Annotated in this window: 18 protein-coding genes and 1 pseudogene; 4 read left to right on the top strand and 15 right to left on the bottom strand. The window is 37.9% G+C overall.

Annotation, left to right across the window (positions count from 1 at the left end):
* Nucleotides 1–42: 42 nt before the first annotated feature.
* The 7 genes from IGL49_RS01820 to IGL49_RS01790 form a co-directional block, all read right to left on the bottom strand.
* The gene (locus tag IGL49_RS01820) at nucleotides 43–1,329 is read right to left on the bottom strand and encodes a TPM domain-containing protein (RefSeq protein WP_104854701.1); all 1,287 of its coding nucleotides are present in this window, start codon (nucleotides 1,327–1,329) and stop codon (nucleotides 43–45) included.
* Between the two features lie 44 nt (nucleotides 1,330–1,373).
* Complete coding sequence (locus IGL49_RS01815) at nucleotides 1,374–1,943, bottom strand: LemA family protein (protein ID WP_002385314.1); 570 nt, start codon at nucleotides 1,941–1,943, stop codon at nucleotides 1,374–1,376.
* A gap of 158 nt (nucleotides 1,944–2,101) precedes the next feature.
* Nucleotides 2,102–2,803, bottom strand: a complete 702-nt coding sequence (locus IGL49_RS01810) for an MgtC/SapB family protein (protein WP_104854700.1) — start codon at nucleotides 2,801–2,803, stop codon at nucleotides 2,102–2,104.
* Between the two features lie 95 nt (nucleotides 2,804–2,898).
* A complete protein-coding gene (nagB, locus tag IGL49_RS01805) occupies nucleotides 2,899–3,600 on the bottom strand; it encodes a glucosamine-6-phosphate deaminase (protein WP_002355352.1) in 702 nt (233 codons plus the stop codon).
* Nucleotides 3,601–3,730: 130 nt separating this feature from the next.
* Complete coding sequence (locus tag IGL49_RS01800) at nucleotides 3,731–4,939, bottom strand: LCP family glycopolymer transferase (protein ID WP_104853874.1); 1,209 nt, start codon at nucleotides 4,937–4,939, stop codon at nucleotides 3,731–3,733.
* A gap of 149 nt (nucleotides 4,940–5,088) precedes the next feature.
* Nucleotides 5,089–6,069, bottom strand: coding sequence for a diaminopimelate epimerase (dapF, locus tag IGL49_RS01795; protein WP_104853873.1), 981 nt, complete (start codon nucleotides 6,067–6,069; stop codon nucleotides 5,089–5,091).
* 147 nt (nucleotides 6,070–6,216) lie between these two features.
* Nucleotides 6,217–6,825 carry a superoxide dismutase gene (locus tag IGL49_RS01790; protein ID WP_002361201.1) on the bottom strand — a complete coding sequence of 203 codons (609 nt, stop codon included), beginning with the start codon at nucleotides 6,823–6,825 and terminating at the stop codon, nucleotides 6,217–6,219.
* 193 nt (nucleotides 6,826–7,018) lie between these two features.
* Here IGL49_RS01790 and IGL49_RS01785 point away from each other — a divergent pair, with 193 nt between their 5' ends.
* Nucleotides 7,019–7,828 carry a DUF1189 domain-containing protein gene (locus IGL49_RS01785; RefSeq protein WP_104853872.1) on the top strand — a complete coding sequence of 270 codons (810 nt, stop codon included), beginning with the start codon at nucleotides 7,019–7,021 and terminating at the stop codon, nucleotides 7,826–7,828.
* Between the two features lie 426 nt (nucleotides 7,829–8,254).
* Here IGL49_RS01785 and IGL49_RS01780 read toward each other — a convergent pair whose 3' ends face one another.
* From IGL49_RS01780 to IGL49_RS01750, 7 genes and pseudogenes are all read right to left on the bottom strand, one after another.
* Nucleotides 8,255–8,674, bottom strand: a complete 420-nt coding sequence (locus IGL49_RS01780) for a PTS sugar transporter subunit IIA (RefSeq protein ID WP_104853871.1) — start codon at nucleotides 8,672–8,674, stop codon at nucleotides 8,255–8,257.
* A 9-nt stretch (nucleotides 8,675–8,683) separates the two neighbouring features.
* Nucleotides 8,684–9,674, bottom strand: a pseudogene (locus IGL49_RS01775) (serine hydrolase domain-containing protein).
* Between the two features lie 12 nt (nucleotides 9,675–9,686).
* On the bottom strand, nucleotides 9,687–10,577 hold the full coding sequence (gene murQ, locus IGL49_RS01770) for an N-acetylmuramic acid 6-phosphate etherase (RefSeq protein WP_164982910.1): 891 nt from the start codon (nucleotides 10,575–10,577) through the stop codon (nucleotides 9,687–9,689).
* A gap of 14 nt (nucleotides 10,578–10,591) precedes the next feature.
* Nucleotides 10,592–11,443 carry a MurR/RpiR family transcriptional regulator gene (locus IGL49_RS01765; protein ID WP_002355339.1) on the bottom strand — a complete coding sequence of 284 codons (852 nt, stop codon included), beginning with the start codon at nucleotides 11,441–11,443 and terminating at the stop codon, nucleotides 10,592–10,594.
* A 16-nt stretch (nucleotides 11,444–11,459) separates the two neighbouring features.
* A complete protein-coding gene (locus tag IGL49_RS01760) occupies nucleotides 11,460–11,936 on the bottom strand; it encodes a PTS system mannose/fructose/N-acetylgalactosamine-transporter subunit IIB (protein WP_002355337.1) in 477 nt (158 codons plus the stop codon).
* Between the two features lie 30 nt (nucleotides 11,937–11,966).
* Nucleotides 11,967–12,785 (bottom strand): PTS system mannose/fructose/sorbose family transporter subunit IID, encoded by an 819-nt coding sequence (locus tag IGL49_RS01755; protein ID WP_002355336.1) that lies wholly within the window; start codon nucleotides 12,783–12,785, stop codon nucleotides 11,967–11,969.
* A complete protein-coding gene (locus IGL49_RS01750; RefSeq protein WP_002358431.1) occupies nucleotides 12,778–13,581 on the bottom strand; it encodes a PTS mannose/fructose/sorbose/N-acetylgalactosamine transporter subunit IIC in 804 nt (267 codons plus the stop codon). The genes IGL49_RS01755 and IGL49_RS01750 overlap by 8 nt, the downstream gene beginning before the upstream one ends.
* A gap of 189 nt (nucleotides 13,582–13,770) precedes the next feature.
* On the opposite strand from IGL49_RS01750, the gene IGL49_RS01745 reads away from it, so the two are divergent.
* Complete coding sequence (locus IGL49_RS01745; protein WP_258078302.1) at nucleotides 13,771–14,520, top strand: sulfite exporter TauE/SafE family protein; 750 nt, start codon at nucleotides 13,771–13,773, stop codon at nucleotides 14,518–14,520.
* Nucleotides 14,521–14,566: 46 nt separating this feature from the next.
* Here IGL49_RS01745 and IGL49_RS01740 read toward each other — a convergent pair whose 3' ends face one another.
* Nucleotides 14,567–14,968, bottom strand: a complete 402-nt coding sequence (locus IGL49_RS01740) for an organic hydroperoxide resistance protein (protein WP_002355332.1) — start codon at nucleotides 14,966–14,968, stop codon at nucleotides 14,567–14,569.
* Nucleotides 14,969–15,188: 220 nt separating this feature from the next.
* Here IGL49_RS01740 and IGL49_RS01735 point away from each other — a divergent pair, with 220 nt between their 5' ends.
* Together IGL49_RS01735 and IGL49_RS01730 are read left to right on the top strand one after the other, a co-directional pair.
* Nucleotides 15,189–16,715, top strand: coding sequence for an AMP-binding protein (locus tag IGL49_RS01735; protein WP_104853868.1), 1,527 nt, complete (start codon nucleotides 15,189–15,191; stop codon nucleotides 16,713–16,715).
* A gap of 213 nt (nucleotides 16,716–16,928) precedes the next feature.
* The gene (locus tag IGL49_RS01730; RefSeq protein WP_104853867.1) at nucleotides 16,929–17,627 is read left to right on the top strand and encodes a glucosamine-6-phosphate deaminase; all 699 of its coding nucleotides are present in this window, start codon (nucleotides 16,929–16,931) and stop codon (nucleotides 17,625–17,627) included.
* Nucleotides 17,628–17,672 lie beyond the last annotated feature (45 nt).

Below are 17,672 nucleotides of genomic sequence, written 5' to 3'. Positions count from 1 at the left end.
GCCCAAAAAGCTAGAAACGATTAACGTTTCTAGCTTTTTATTTTACCAACTTCCTGAGGCGCCGCCACCGCCGAATGAACCGCCACCGAATGAACCACCACTGCTGCTACCAGAACTACTATGATTAGACGGATTGTATTGTGAGTTTAAATAAGCATACGTCAAAACACTACCATCATAACTATATAAAGTATCTCCTACTAATAAACGCCCAAAAGATTGTTTTTTTGCATTTGGATATATACTTAGTAAAGAACCACGCTTAGTGGCACGTCTTATTTTCCCTTTTGTGGCAAATAACGTTGCTCCATTAAGATATAAACAATAAAAAGAAGTCTTTTTCATCTTATTTAATACTTCCTTTGTCTGTTCTGAGTTATTTAGGACAGCCTTTGTTGGTAAACAATTCAAATAATCTTGATACATTTTTTTAACAAGTTTTCTTGTTCTTAAAATTTGTAAAATATAAACAGCACAAATGAGCATCCCAGCAATACTTGCCATTAAAAGAACATTTCTTTTCGTTGTGTTAGTGTTTAACTCTGCTTGTATATTTGTTAATTCATTATCCACTTGTGCGGTTTTTGAATTGATTGCAGCCGATACTTGATCAATAATTTTATTGAGACCTGTATTATAATCCTCGTCTCTAAAAGCCTCTTTTACTTCTTCATTATTAATAATATCATCCGCATAGCTATCCGTTAAAATACTCTCTAAGCCATATCCAACTTCCAAGCGAGACTCGCGATCCTCAATTGCCATTAGAAAAACCACACCATTATTTTTTTCGCGATCCCCAACACCTAATTGATTAGCAATCTTATTGCTGTAAGATTCAACAGATTCCCCACTAGGTAACGCAGGAACGGTAATAAGCATAAATTGTGCGCCATTCGCATTTTCCAACAATTGTTGATTCAATTGAAACATTTTTTGTTTAAGTTGATTTGAGACAATACCTGCATTATCTGAAACATAGATATTAGCATCATTAATGTTCAACTGCCCATTCGTTCCAGTAATTGTCATTAATTCATTTTCACCAGTTATTTCTTGTTTAGAAAAGTTATTTATTGTTGTCTGGGTTGACGCTTCAGTCATTTTTCCTGCTAAAATATCGTCTCTCTTTTTTTGTAAGGCTTGTTGCTTCTCTCTCAGTGCAGTTTGTTTTGCTTCATAAGAGATTCCCTTTCCTTCATACCAAGCAGCCATTCCTAATATTAAAATCATACTTAAACTAATTACCACAACAATCGTTGTATTCCGCTGATGCTTTTTATAAAACAAACGAACTTTTTCTTGAATTTTTTCGACTCTTTTATCCAACCTTCCTCACTTCTTTCTTTTTAACCCAAATTTTCTATAAATTTTTATTTAAATTTTACTTGCGGCACTTCTTTTCCCTGCTCTGTCGCAACATAGTTAGTTTTCTTCTCAAATCCTAAAAGTTTTGCAATTATTTTATCAGGGAATTTTGAAATCTGTTGGTTATATGTTTCAACAGCTTGTATATAGTTACGGCGTTCAACAGAAATTCGATTTTCAGATCCTTCTAATTGAGTCATTAAGGTTTTGACATTTTCAGAAGAAGCTAACTTTGGGTAATCTTCATTCAATACTGTAACAAAATTACCTAATCCTTTTTCAATTTGCTCATTTGCTTGCCCTTTTTCAGAAGAAGATTTTGCTCCTGCGTATGCTTTACGTGCTTCCGTTATTTCTTTTAAAACTTCTTTTTCTTGAGTCATACTGCCTTGAACACTACTGACAAGATTCGGAATTAAATCAGCACGTCTTTGCATTACATTCTCTACTTGTGACCATTCTGCTTCGACTTTATTATCTAAAGTAATCAATTGATTATAAGCTTTCATCACAAATGCACCAATAATCACAACGACAACAACAATAATACTAAGAAATTTATTTTTTTTATTCATCTTACTTATCACCTTTCTTTCTAACTCGTAATACAATCATAACTCTTTTGTAATCTTTTTGAAATATTAAACCTGAAAAATCAGTCCTAGGTCCTAGAAGAAAACCGCCATAAGCATTTTAACTTAAAGCGGTTGTCATTAATTATAAATAGATGTTTCTACACATTAATCAATCGTAATTTTGTTACATTATTTGAAACAGATAGATCTTCAATAACATCGGCATACGTTAGGCCTTTAGGTAAATCAATAGTATAGATATTCGTATAGATTTTTGTATCATCTACCCAAGAAACATTGAAATTCACATCATAAATTTCAATATGTTTTTCTTCAAAATATTGATTAATAAATTCTTTAGTTTCTTGTTTATGTTGATAGCGAATTTCTAATTTTTTGATTGTTGGTACGTGAATAATTCGTTTGACAATGGTTAAGGCAAATAATACACCGATAAAACTTGTTAAGGCAATCGTATAGTAGCCCATGCCCACCGCAATCCCTAAACCAGCCACGGTCCATAGTGAAGCCGCTGTCGTCAATCCTGTGACACTTTGTTTCGTTACAATGATAGTTCCAGCACCTAAAAAGCCGATGCCACTTACAACTTGCGCAATCAATCTTGCTTGATCTGAACGAATGACCCCAGTCAAAGCCGGATTAGCTAACGCATCTTTCAATGCACTGATTGCAATTTGTGACTGGATTAACGCAATAATAGCCGCTCCCATACAAACTAAAATGTGGGTACGCATTCCTGCTGGGCGATTCTTATATTGTCTTTCAAAACCAATTGCGCCACCTATCACCATCGCTAGGACTAACCGTAAAATAATTTCTGGAATTGTTAGCTGTAACATCCTTTTCACCTCTTCTTCTATTACTTCCAGTATAACAAAAAAAGAACTTGAAACATAAGGAAATCCTTATGTTTCAAGTTCTTTTTAATCAACGATTATAATTTACTTGCAGCTGCATCATCAATGATTACAACAACATCTTGATGGTTTTGTAATGCACTTGCTGGCATGTCTGTTGTTACTGGTCCGTCAATCATGCCTTTAATGGCCTCTGCTTTTGCTTCGCCATAAGCCATTAAAATCATTTTTTTGCCTTTCATGATTGAACCAATCCCCATAGAAACAGCGCGCGTTGGGACATCTTCTACTTTGTCAAAATAACGTTTGTTCGCGTTGATTGTTGATTCAGTCAACTCAACGACATGTGTTAAGCTATCTAGAGGTGTACCTGGTTCGTTGAAGCCGATGTGTCCATTTTGACCAATACCTAAGATTTGGATATCTACTGGATGTGCATCGATAATTTTTTCATACTCTGCGGAAGCAGCATCTAAATCTTCTGCTTTACCATTTGGTACAAATGTTTCTTTAAATGGTTTTTTGTCAAATAAGTGTTTGTTCATGAAATAACGGTAACTTTGCTCATCTTCGCCGCCTAAACCAACATATTCATCTAAGTTTACAGAAGTCATTTCTGTAAAGTCGACATCACTTGCTGTCATTTCTTTATATAATGTTTCTGGTGTACTACCTGTTGCTAAGCCTAAAACTTTCGCACCATTGTTCATACCTTCTTTAATTAATTCAAACGCTTTTTTGCCGCCTTCTTCTGCATTTGCTACACGGATAATTTGCATTTTGACACGCTCCTTACGGTTTATTTTGGTATAGTCCAATTATAACACCTTCTGAAAAAAATTTCTAGAATAAAAGAAAAAAACTTCTATTTCCCATCAGAAATAGAAGTTTTCGAGCTTGTTTAACAGATTAATATTGTGGTGCGTTGGGATCCACATACGTATTTGGATCAGCATAAGCGTTTGGATCTGTGTACGCATTTGGGTCAACGTACGTATTCGGATCGTAGGCTCCTTCTGCTGCTTGTTGCGTATTGCCGTTGTATTCTGTTTGTCCGGCTGTGGTGTCTGCGGTGCTACTCGAACTAGTAGAGCTATTGGCACTTGAATCACCAGATTCACCAATCAGTGCAGTATCTGTAACAGCATAGCTAAACTGATTATAAAAGGCTAAATCTTTTTCACGTTCAGAAGCATGTTCTTTTAAACCAAGTTGTTTTCTAAGTGTTGTTTGTGTTTTGTATAAACTATTTGGATCTAGGACTTGATAATAAATATCATCAATGGTTGCACTGTATCCTTGTAATTGTTCAGAGTCAATTGTTTTAAAGGCAGACAAATATTTTGATTGGATGTCCATCATGTCATCCCAAGTTAAGTCTGTTTTCACATTGGCTTCAACAGCGTCAAGAATTTTTCGGTATTTTGAAACACCATCTAAACTCATGACTTTGCGCACAATTTTCTCAACGACTTCTCGTTGGCGGCGTTGACGACCTACATCTCCTTCAGGATCTTCGTGACGCATCCGCGCATAAGCCAAACCTGTCGTGCCATCTAACTTGATTTTACCTGCCGGAACAGTGATACCGTCCAATGTAAATTCACCAATCGTATTATCTACTTCAATACCGCCTACCGCATCAATCAGGTCTTTTAACCCTTTCATATTGATGGATACATAGTGATGGATGGGAATATCCAGTAATTCTTGGACTGTATTAATCGCCATTTCGGCGCCACCAAATGCATAGGCATGGTTCAATTTGTCTTGTGTGTCATTTCCAACAATATCTGTTAGAATATCTCTATCCAAACTGATCATTGTGGACTTGTTTTCTTTCGGGTTGATGGTTACAACCATTGTAGTATCTGAACGACCTTGTTCTGTTCGGCCTAAATCGCCTGTGTCAATCCCCATTAAAAGAACAGAGAATGGTTCTTGCGCATCAATATTAGCCGTGGCTCCTTTATTGGACTTACGGTTAACTGATTGATAGATCCCATTAATAGTTGAATTGGCATCTGAATACATCTTAATCCCGTAAGCACATACCCCAGCTACTACCACTAGCAAGACGCTCAAGAAGCCCAGTACTACTTTTTTCCATAGTTTCATAAGACACTTCCTCGTTTATCTAAGAATAATTCTTAATTCATGCCCTTTATTTTCTCATAGTTTGCTTATTCAAGCAATATTTTTTATTTTTTGGAACAAGAACTTAACACAATTGTAAAATAAAAGAGCGCTTTATCAAGGAACAATTGTTATTTTTGAGAAAGTGTTTGCAGAAATTCTTGATAATGTTTCTGTTCATTCGTTTCAGTGATAGTTATTTTCTCAAATGCACCATGTAGTAAATCAGTCAGTGATCCTTCAATCAAATGCGTAATCGTGGCATTCCCAATTAATTCCATCCAATAACTGCCATCTGACGTTTCGTGGACGACTGTTTTCACCATACCCCCAGTATTTTTGACGGTTATTTCTTCATAAAAAACACCATCTTTCAATAACGTATAAAGTAAACTACTTGCGCACATAGCTGTCCCACAAGCACTTGTAAAACCTACACCACGTTCATACGTTCGAACAAATAGTTGATTTTTGCCAAGAATTTCAACAAAACTCACATTTATCCCTTCTGGAAAATATGGATTTTCATTATTTACATAGGTAGCGATTCGTTCAAATTCTGGACCATTTAAGGTTTCATGATCCACAAATGCTACAAGGTGCGGATTAGGCACTGCTACCGCTGTAAAACGAATGGTTTTAGATAAGGCTGGTATAATTTCATCAATTAATGTTTGGACCCCTAAATGCATTGGAATAGTGACTGCTTCAAAACTTACTGGTGAAATTTCCACTTGGTAAGTCGCCACTTCTTCAGCTAAATTGGGGGCTTGACGTACTTTCAAATCCGCAAACATTGTTTCAACTGTAAATGATTTTTCTTGGTTTTTTTCAGCTAAATAGCGGGCAACCGTACGCAAGCCGTTCCCGCACATGCTTGCTTCACTACCATCGCTGTTAATCACTCGCATTCTAGCATTGGACGTGCCGTGAGTCCCTTCTCCTACCAAAAGTAACCCATCTGCTCCCGCCAATAATCCTGTTTCCCGCGAACATAACTGGATGCGTAATTGCTCAATTTCCTCGGCGGTTAAAGAACGCTCAAACTGTGTTTCATCCAATAAAAAGAAATCATTTTCTGACCCGTGTACTTTTTGCATCATAACATTCATTTTTTTAGCTCCTTCTTTATGTATCCGTTATCTTTCCCTACTTACTTTAGTATGCCATAAACGAACAACTATTTCGACCCTTGATTTGTAAAAGGAAAGAGTCAAATGACGACCGTCATTTGACTCTTTCCTTCACAATTGACAAACTTATTTTGCCGCAGCAAAAAGTTCGTTTACTTTATCCCAGTTAACAACGTTCCAGAATGCTTCAATGTAATCTGGACGAACGTTTTTATATTTTAAGTAATACGCATGTTCCCAAACGTCAAGACCTAAAACAGGTGTTTGACCATCCATTAATGGTGAATCTTGGTTTGGTGTTGAAGTGATTTCTAATTTACCGTTATTCACAACTAACCAAGCCCAACCTGAACCGAAACGGCCAGTTGCAGCTGTTTTGAAAGCAGCTTTCATTTCATCAAAACTACCAAATGTTTCATCGATTGCTTCTTTAATAGCGCCAGTTGGTTGTCCACCAGCATTTGGTGCCATAATTTCCCAGAAGAATGTATGGTTTGCGTGACCGCCACCATTGTTACGAACGGCTGTACGGATGTCTTCAGGAATAGCATTCATATCTGAAATTAAATCTTCTACAGATTTTTCGCCTAATTCTGGATGTTTTTCAATCGCTGCGTTTAAGTTAGTCACATAAGTGTTGTGATGTTTATCATGGTGTAAGTGCATTGTTTCCACGTCAATGTAAGGTTCTAATGCATCATAAGCATATGGTAATTCTGGTAATGTGTAAGTCATTTTTTAAATCCCCCTATTTTTTAGTATGTAGCATACGTCTTTCATACAATTATTATGATAACAGAGTGAACCGCTTTCTACAAAATAGTTTGCTTGCCAAAAGAAAAGTTTTACAAAAGAGGGAGATTACCTTGTGTTTCCCTCATAAATTCGCTAGAATGACCTGTAGAAGAATGATGTGAGGAGTAAATAAATGAATACATTGCAATTATTTAAGCAGGCCTTTTTTTCAGTTTCAGAATTACGACATGCGAAAAAAATGGCGTTTTGGAAAGTAATTCTCTATGCTGTTTTTTTAAGTGCTATTTTAGCACTACCCATTACCAAACAAGTTTTTTCTGTACTACACGAGGTACAACAAGATGGCCAAAAAATTGCAGAAAAGTTGCCTGACTTTTCTATTGAAAATGGCACATTGCAAACAAAGGCTAAAGAATCTGGCTTTATTTATCAAACCGACTCGATTATTTTTACGTTTGATCCAGATGGAAAGCGTACAGCCGCTGATGTCCAAAAAGATTTAATTGGTAATGCGTTTGGTTTGGCTTTTTTACAAGATGAATTTGTGGTCGCCTTACCAAATTCAGGAGCAACTGAATCAATTCTAGGCACCGACCAATTTATCTTCCCCTATAGTAAAGGAACCTTAGATGGCGTTAATGCTCAGAGTATTAAGACCGCGCTAAGTGAAGCAGCGATCCCCTGGTGGACAAAACTCATTGTCTTTTTAGTGGCTATCTACCCTGTTCTAATCGGTTTAGTTTTAGACTTACTGATTGCCGCTATCGGTGCATCTCTCTATTCAAAATTACGTTTTTATTCTTTACGTTTGATTGATTGTTTAAAAATTATTACGTATTGTGCTACCGTGCCAGTTATCCTAAGTGCTATTTTAAACTTCGTAAATCCGATGTTTAACGATGGCATCCTAGTTATTTTACTAAGTCTATTCTTTTTCTTTGTCACAACCAAAAACGAACCACGGAATATCCCTGGTTCTTAAAAAGAGGTCGGGAAAGAAGTGTTTAACTCCGAGAACTCTCAAGGACAAAACTGCGACGAGTCCTTGACGAGAAAGCAATAAGAAGGAATTTCCGAAAATTGTTCTATAATTTTTGGAGACCAAGTAGGTATTGTTCATCATCGAATCACTACATTCTTCGTGATTCTCAACAATTTCGGCTTATTTCCGAAGGACCTTCACCAAGTAGGTACGATGATTTCATCTGTTCATGCTTCACAGTGAAACATCGCAACTCTTAGAGCTGTAGCTCTTTTGAAGGTTGTACTGTGACGAGACGCATGTCGAGAAAACACCTTAGAAGTTGTTGAGATCGAAGCAACGCGTAGTGTTGCTTCTGTTCCCGCCGTTTATCAGTTTTTGAGCGTGGAGCAAAAATCCAAAGTGATTTTTGTCCCACGCTCTTTTCTATTCTTCAAATTCTTCTTCATCTGTTAATTCAGGTAAATCAATCGTGGTCACCGCAGATTGACCTATTTGCGTTAAATATGCAGCTAATTCATCCACATTTTCTAAAGGTGACACAGCGGCTTCAATTGCCATTGCTAAGTTAAGTCCGGCGACTACTCGCAATTGCGGATAAGTGTCCATAGCCATCATAGCTACATTACAAGGTGTTCCTCCTTTTAAATCAGCTAAGACAAGCGTCGGGACATCGCCAGCTTCTTTTAAGATTGCTGCCAGCTTTGCTTGCGTGCCGCTCAAGCCATCTTCTGCAGTCATCGACACAATCGCTGCGTCTGCTAATTCCCCGACAATCATTTGAGTAGAAGCCAAGGTTTCTTCTGCCATCCGTCCATGGCTCATTAAAATTAATTTTGGTTTCATTATATCCTCCTAAAAATACTGCTGATAAATTTTTGTTCGTGCTTTCAGAAAGCCACGTTCTTCACGAGTGGGATGAATCCGATTCGTTAACAGAATCAAGGCTTCTTTGGTCTCTTTTTTCATACCAATCGCCGTTCCAGTAAAGCCAGTATGATACAAATAGTCTGCTCCCGCTTGCGTCTTTTTCACTTCCCAACCAAATGTACGCCCACCTTGATTTATAGACCAGAGATCCTCAAACATTTTTTCAGAAAATAATGGTTTGCCAGACGGGTAGCGATTGTTCATAAAACACTGAACAAAAGTGAGTAAATCTGGTAAAGTTGCAAATAAACCTGCACTGCCGATTGGCGCTTTCAGTTGATAGGCTTTCGAATCGTGGACCCCCCCCCTGAATAACGCCGCGTTGTTTTGTAATCTCTGTGGGCACTGCCTCGGTAAAATCTCTGACCGTAAAACTTGTATGCTGTAGGTTCATTGGTTGAAATACGTATGTTTGAAAGCTCTCTTCTAATGAGCAGCGGTCCAATACTTGAATAATTTCTCCCAATAAGTAATACCCTAAATCAGAATAAGTGGTTTTCCCTCGTTCAGATAACGAATGCGTCAAAATGATTTCTTGCAAGCTATTTTTTGTGACATTTTTCTTATCAGCAACATCAGCTGGCAACCCGCTCTGATGCAATAGCAGCTCCCCAATCGAACAAGATAGCCCTTGATAAGCAGGTAGGACTTCCCCTACAGTGGTTGAAAAAGCAAGCTGATTTGCATCGATTAATTGTAACATTCGATTTGTTGTCCCAATAACTTTCGTTAAGGACGCTAAATCATACAGGCTAGCTGATGAAACCTTTTGTCTTACAAATGGACCAGTATTACCTAAAAAGCCTGTATACTGTTCTGATAAGCCATCTTCTGTGATTATCCCCCAAGCGACACCCGGAACGACTTGCTGACTAATCAGCCTCTGAATTGTTTCTTGAATTGCAATTTGATTCATTCTTCACCACTTCTATGCTAAAACTTCTGAAATCCGTCCGTCATGTTCTGCTAATAGTTCTTTGGCTTTTTGGAAATCAACGTGGGCTTTCGCCATTACAATGGCGGGTGCCACTTCTAATTGCGCTGCCTCTAAGTATTCTTTGGCTCGTGCTTCATCGATTTCTGCTGCTTCTTTAATGATATTCGTGGCACGTTGAATTAATTTTTCGTTCGTTGGTTGTACGTTGACCATCAAATTTTGATAGATATTCCCTACTTTAACCATGATCCCTGTTGAAAACATATTTAACACCATTTTCTGTGCTGAACCCGCTTTCATTCTAGTTGACCCTGTAATGACTTCCGGTCCTACAATTGGCGCAATCCCAATTTCCGCCAATTGATTCATCGGACTTTCATTATTACAGGTCACGGAGATGGTTAGAGCGCCCACTTTTTTTCCGTATTCAATTGCGGAAACGGCATATGGTGTCCGGCCGCTAGCAGCAATTGCGATTACGACATCTCGGGCTGTCAATTGATGTTGCGTTAAATCTTCGATGGCTAATTCTTTCGAGTCCTCAGCGCCTTCAATTGCTTGATACATTGCTTTTTCACCACCAGCTAAAATACCAAATGCGCGTTCTGGCGAAACACTATATGTGGGCGTTAATTCAATCGCATCCAAAGCACCTAAACGCCCAGATGTTCCTGCACCACAGTAGATTAAACGGCCCCCTTTTTTAAATCGTTCTGCCGCTGCATCAATTGCTGCAGCAATCTGCGGAAGCACCTTTTCAATTGCTTGTGCTACCTTTTGGTCTTCTTGATTTATTAAAGTCACCATCTCTAATGTTGACACTTGGTCAATCTTTTTAGTCGCTTCATTTCTGGCTTCTGTCGTTAATCCTTCTAAGTTCATTTGCTTGCACACCCCTACTTCTCTTTTAGACGGCTGACAAGTTGACTCGTTTCAATCATATTACGTTCAATTTCTGTGTCTAAATCATCTTGAATTGAACCTAAATACAGAACATCGCCAATTGCCATTGACGAAGCAATCGATGAAATAGCCCCCACTCGAATGAGGTGCTCATTATTGGGGACTAAAAGAACTTCATCGCTCAATGACCGTACGTTTTCTCCATCGTTACTGGTAATAAAAATAACCGTTGCGCCTCTATTTTTGGCAATTTCACAGGCGATTAAGGCTTCTTTTGTCAAACCACTATATGAGACCGTGATCAAAATGTCTTGTGCCGTTGCATAATTTAAAAACTCCAACATCATGTGACTATCATAATTAAAAATTGCTTGGCGACCAGCGCGGTTAAACTTGTGGTAAAGATTGTATGTCGTCAAAGAAGAGGCCCCAATTCCAACCAGATGAATTTTTTCCGCTTTTTTAACATGCGCGATTGCTCGTTCCAAGGCTTGTTTATCCACTGTATAAAATAAATCTTCAATCGTAGCATTTAATAAAGATTCCACTTTCATACAAATAGTATCCACCGAATCATCCGCCGCTACAATTGGATCAATATCTTTTTTACCGTTACTGGCAGCTTGTACCGCTGCAATGGATAGTTTTAACTCTTCCCAGCTGTCAAACCCTAATTGTTTAGAAAAACGGGTAACTGATGCTGGAGAAGTTTCGCTATTGCTAGCAATTTCGTTTGCTGTTAATGAGAGAAGACGGGTCGGATCCTTCAGTATATAGTCTGCGATTCTCTTATTTACTTTGGAAAAGTCCTTATATTTTTGTCTGATTGAACGGATTGGCTCCATCTTCTCATCTCCATTTCTATTTTATGAAAGTTAAAATTGCTTCGTTTGGTTCAGAAGGGATCATCTGCGCGGTAATAGTCACCCCATTATCTGTTAAACGACGAACGGTTTGAATATCTTCATCGGTTAATGCAACAGATTTTTTAATTGCTCGACTGCCTTCTTTTTGAGAAATATTGCCGACATTGAAGCTCTGTAACGGAACACCGCCATCAATTAAAGCCGCCATGTCTGCAATGTCTTTCGTAATTAAAAAGACTTTTTCTTCATCATAATTGCCTGCTAAAATTTTTTCAATCGCTTTACGTTTTGATAAAATGGATAATTTAACTCCTGCAGGCTTGGCCATTTTTAAGGCACCAATTTGTAATTGATCTTTGACAGCGGCATCATTTACTACCATGATTCTTTGTGCTCCAACCGTATTCGTCCAAACGGTTGCAACTTGTCCGTGAATTAAACGCTCATCTACTCTTGCATGTACAATTGTCATAATAAATCTCTCCTATTATATACTATTTTTTTAAAATAAACCGCCAACCCAAGCCAACATTGGTTGTAAATTGCCTAAAACCATGCCAATTAAAATTAAAACAAAGATTAGCCGGGTTGAATTCATTTTCTTTTTCCCTAGTAACCAATAGGATAAAAGAACAATCCCTAAAGGAATTAATGCGGGTAAAATTTTGTCCAACATTTCTTGGACAGATAATGTTACATCCCCCATTTTATAAGTTAAATCTAATTTGTAAGTAATTACCGAAGGAATCAAACCGCCAACCACCGTTAACCCTAAAATAGCTGCACCTTGCGTAAACAATTTCATTTTATCCGCAAATTCTGTCGCAATTTTTTTCCCTTGATGGTAACCAATCCAAGTGAATTTATAGCGTACCCATAGGACCACTGCTCCGGCAATTAACGGGATCAGTAACCCAACAACCTGGCCCCCTTGCGCCATGTAAGCTGCAATCGAAAAAACAATCGCACGATAAATCGCGATAAAAATGGTATCACCAACACCAGCAAACGGACCCATTAGACCTGTTTTCAAACCAGTAATGGCCGTTTCATCTTCAATACCAACTTCTTCTTCCAAAGCCATATCAGCTCCGACAATTAAATGTGACATAGCTGGCGTTGTATTCATAAAACCAAGATGTGTCTTCAAGGCTTTCTTCATAGCTACTGGATCTTCACTGTATAGTCGCTTTAATGCAGGCATCATCACCCAAGCATAACCAAGTCCTTGCATTTTTTCATAGTTCCAGCCCCACTGATAGCCAAAAAGATTACGGACGTAAACTTTATTAATATCCTTTTTTGTTAATTTGTTAGTCATCAATCTCAACCTCCTCATCATCTTCATAAATAACCGTGCCACTTGTTGTAGCTGCGCCGCCTTTGTTATGATTCATCACATAAATCGCTGCTAAAGCCAAGCCAACCAGTGCGACACCTAAAACTGAGAAGAATTGGGCCCCATAAGCAAGTAACACGAACCCAATAATAAAATAAGGCCAGTATGTTTTAATTGGTAAGTAACGCATTAAAATAGCAATCCCCATCGCTGGTAAAATAGCTCCTGCTGCTTTTAACCCATTCATCACCCAAATAGGAATCCAATTGTTGATAGCGTTTACAACTTGTTCGCCAAAAGCTAGGCCAATAAAAACTGGAATGACACGAGAAATCGTCCAAGGAAAAATTCCTAAAACATTGCAGCGCTCGACTCCTTTATAATTTCCTTCTTCCGCATAGCGATCTGCTTTGTGTTGGAAAAACGTATTAGCCATTCTGCCTAAAATATCTAGTTGTGTTAATAATAACCCAATCGGAACTGCAACTCCGATACCATACTCTGCCCCTTTCCCTGAAATGATTGCGTAAGCCGTTCCCATAATGGCCCCCGAAAGAAAGTCTGGGACTGTTGCTCCTCCATAAGTCGCTACACCTAATGTCATTAATTGAAGCGTTGCCCCAATCATCAAACCTGTTTGAACGTCCCCTAAAACTAAGCCAGTAAATGTTGCAGCAAACAATGGTGTATATGGACCAATCTGAATAGAAATTTGGTCAAGTACGCCAACAACTGTGTAAAGACATAAAATCAAAATAATACCAATCGATACTGTCATGCGTTCTCATCCTCCTTGAATGCGTTTTCTTTTTGTATTTGTAGAATACCATTAAAGAAATACTATTTCAAGTTCTTTTTAAAAATATTTTTAAATGAAATTTAATTTCTTTAGTAATTTTTGTGCTATACTAAAAGAAAACGGTTTAGGAGTGATTATGTGCGGGTTTTACTGATTTATTTCATCACTATTTTTCTATCCAATACAGTTGGGGCGCTTTCTGGGATGGGTGGAGGCGTCATTATTAAGCCTGTTTTGGATTTTCTTGGTTTCCATTCGTTAAACAGTATTGCGTTCTATTCAAGTGTCGCTGTTTTTGTCATGTCCATTTCTTCGACTTATAAACAGTATCAAAATGGTATCCAAATTGAATGGAAAAAAGCCGCGAGTATTTCGTTTGGTTCCTTAGTCGGCGGCATGTTAGGTGATTTACTTCTTAATCAGGCGATTGCGCTAGCGCCAAATGAAGAAAAAGTACAACTGCTCCAATATATCATTATGTTACTGACCTTGGTTTTGGTTCTTCTCTACAATCAATTTTCCAACTGGCACTTACACCTCAACGGATTGAGCATTTTTCTGATTGTCGGATTAGGCTTAGGGATTCTATCCACCTTTTTAGGCATCGGTGGTGGTCCCATTAATGTAGCTTGCCTTATTCTCTTTTTTGGAATGGATATCAAATCAGCAACCGTCTATTCCATCATTACTATTTTTTTCTCCCAACTCGCCAAACTCGGCAATATCGGCTTGACCACGGGATTTGCAATTTTTGATTTAACAATGCTTTGGGCCATTATTCCTGCCGCTTTACTCGGTGGTTATGTCGGCGGTCTTTTCAGTAAAAAATTATCCCAACAACGGGTTGCCCAGATTTATAGTTTAGTTGTTTTTTTAGTTATTTTGTTAAATATGTATAATTTGTGGACTGTTATCTAAAAAAAGAAGCGCTTTGTCTATACGACAAAGCGCTTCTTTTTTTTAGTTAAATCACTGTTAATTTAACGTCTATATTATTTCTTGTTGCTTTAGAATATGGGCAAATTTCGTGGGCTTTTTTAACAAGTTCTTCTGCTTTGGCTTGATCTACCCCATCAATATGAACTTCTAATTCAGCACCAACGCTAAACCCATCTTCTCCTTGGAATAAGGAAACACGTGCGGTTACTGTACTTTTACCTTCGACTTTTTCTTGATCCATCACTAACTCTAATGCACCGTTAAAGCAAGCACTGTAAGCTGCTGCGAATAATTGTTCTGGATTTGTTGTATTTTCTTTCTTGACACCTGGCGAAGCAACCGCATAAGAAAATGATTTATCCGGTGAGTGAACTTCTCCTGCACGTCCACCCGTATTAATGATAGTTGTTTCATAGATTTTTTTCATGTAAATTCCTCTCCTTTGTAAAGTTTTACACTTCTGAGAACTTTTTACTTACATAATTATTGTAGGAAACTTTGCCAGATACAGCAAACGTTGTGCTTGTAAATAATAAAAAATAACATTTAACGTTGTATTTTTGACATAGAAAAAGAACCCATTCTATGATAGGATAAAGTGAACTTGTACATTTGTACACAAACTATTTTACAAAGGAGACTTTCCCTTGACACACTTACTTGATTATCAACCACTAAACCTATACACAAACTATCAAGAAGCCACAGAAAAAACACCAACTGTTCCAATTATTTTTGATGAATCTTTGCCTGCTTTTCCTGCACTTGGCTTAGAAACAACTTATGGTGAAAGCCATCAAGAAATTTTGAAACGGGCATATCAATTAGCCGCTTTAGGTGTAAAAAAAGGCGACAAAATTATTATTTATAAAAGTCCTAAATTCGACACGTATTTATTAGCTGTTGCAGCCTCATATCTAGCAGCCGTTCCTGTAATGGTTTCATACCATTTACCTTTTGAAACAATTGAAGTATTCGTGGATCGTTTAGAAGATCCTTTTATTTTATTTGATGATGTGACTGCTGAAAAAGTTCAAGCTGTTCGTAATAGCTCTGCCAATAAAAAACTTTCGGTTGCTTCTCTTTTAAAAGCTGATGCCACAGAAGTTCCTCAAGACGAACTAACTAAAGACGAAATTGCCTATATGACCCACACCTCTGGAACAACGGGTATTCCTAAACTTATCTGTCACTCCAATCACTCAATGGGTTGGCGCACAAAATGGCAAAAAACCATTTTTACAAAAATTGCTGAAAAGAAATTAGTTGGCTTTCATATTTCGCCAGTTCATTCTCGTTTTAACATTGGCGTGTCTTCTTTAATGGCCATGGGCTTCCCTATGATGCCTTTAGCAAATGCTTCGAGCGAAAAAGTCGCTGAAATGTTCAGCACCTATCAACCAATCGCTGTAGAAACACACCCCAATAACTTCGTTCAATGGGTTCGTTTGGCCAAAGAAAAACCTGAAGCTTTCGCTAGTGTCCATTATTATCATTCTACTTTTGATGCAATTAACAACGCTACAATGGTGGCTTTCTTAAAAGCATCTGCTGCCAATGAACCAATTTTCCTACAAGTTTATGGGCAAAGTGAATGCGGGCCAATGATCTTACGGGCACATACTTTAGAATCCCTAAAAGATTCAGATGCTCGTGACATGGGCGTTGGTTTAGAGGATTTAACACAAGCTCGAATTACCGATGAAAAAGGACAAGTTTTACCTGCGATGACGGACGGTCATATCCAATTTTTATCAAAAGGACGGGCCTTAACGTATTATAAAGAAGACGCCCGCTTTGCAGAAAATGTCTACGGCGAATGGTGGGACAGCGGCGATTACGGAATGTTAGATGAACGCGGTCACTTATTTTTGAAAGATCGCCAAGTAGATCTAATTGAAAACATCGACAGTAATTTAGCTATTGAAGATCATTTATTGGATGCATTGGATTTCTTAGAAGAAGTGATTATTGTCCGTGGCAAAGAAAATGAACCTCAGCCAATTTTAGCGGTTGTCCCTGGGGAAGAAATGGATTGGGATGCTTGGTGGACACAAGTAGCCGATTTACCACATTTAAATGAACCTATCATTATGGCTTTTGATGAAATCCCTCACACAGCTACTATGAAAGTGCAACGTTTACAACTAGAAAAATGGTTAAAAGAACAATAAAATAAGATTCTTTGTCAAATAGTGTTGGTAAAAAGAACTTTTAGACCAGCGTTTGAGAAAGTGGAACAGAAAGCTAAAAGTTAACTCGTTGTAGTTTATCTTAAGTTTTAAAAAAAAGGGCAGCCGTTAATTAAATCCTTTTTGTGAAAAACTTGACATGGGATGGTTCCCACAAATTATACTAAGCTTATTCAAAGAATGGAGTGAGCAAGTATGAAAATATTAATTAAACAAGATTTCGAAGCGATGAGCGAATGGGCAAAAATGATACTTCTAAGCACGATGAGCCAAGACAAACGAGTGAATTTATCAATTACCGCTGGCAAAACGCCAGCACTTGTTTACCAAAAATTAGCCTCGATTGTGAAAAATTCACCTGATTTTGATAATGTTCATTATTATAACTTTGATGAAATCCCAGTTCCTCATCAAAAGGAAGGCATTACTCTAACAGATTTGCGGACGCTGTATTTGACACCTGCAGAAATATCCGAGCAAAATATCCATCCATTAACTGTTGAAAACTTTCAACAACAAGAACAACGGATTGCTGACGCAGGCGGCTTAGATTTGATGTTAATTGGTTTAGGAGCAGATGGTCATTTTTGTGGGAACATGCCCACTACCACTCATTTTAAAAATGAAACCTATCAAGTGACCGTCACTGGTTCAGAGCCTTGGTTTGTTCCTGAAATGATGCAGCCAGACATGACCTTTGTTACGATGGGGCCAGCCAGCATCATGAAAGTTAAGCACCTTGTCCTAATTGTAAATGGGGCACAAAAAGCTCAGATGGTCAAACAAGTGCTCCAAGGACCTATTACAGAAACGTATCCTGCTTCTATTCTTCAACTCCATCCAAATTTAACGGTTCTCTTGGATGAAGCCGCAGCGAGTCAATTAGAAAAATAACAAAATTGCGCCTAGATTATGCTTCTCCGCATGGTCATAGGCGCA

The sequence above is a fragment of the Enterococcus sp. DIV1337a genome, from assembly GCF_051712285.1.
GTDB classification, from domain to species: domain Bacteria; phylum Bacillota; class Bacilli; order Lactobacillales; family Enterococcaceae; genus Enterococcus; species Enterococcus faecalis.
Note: the sequence above shows the minus strand (reverse complement) of the source record. Positions and strands in the feature narration are given on the sequence as shown.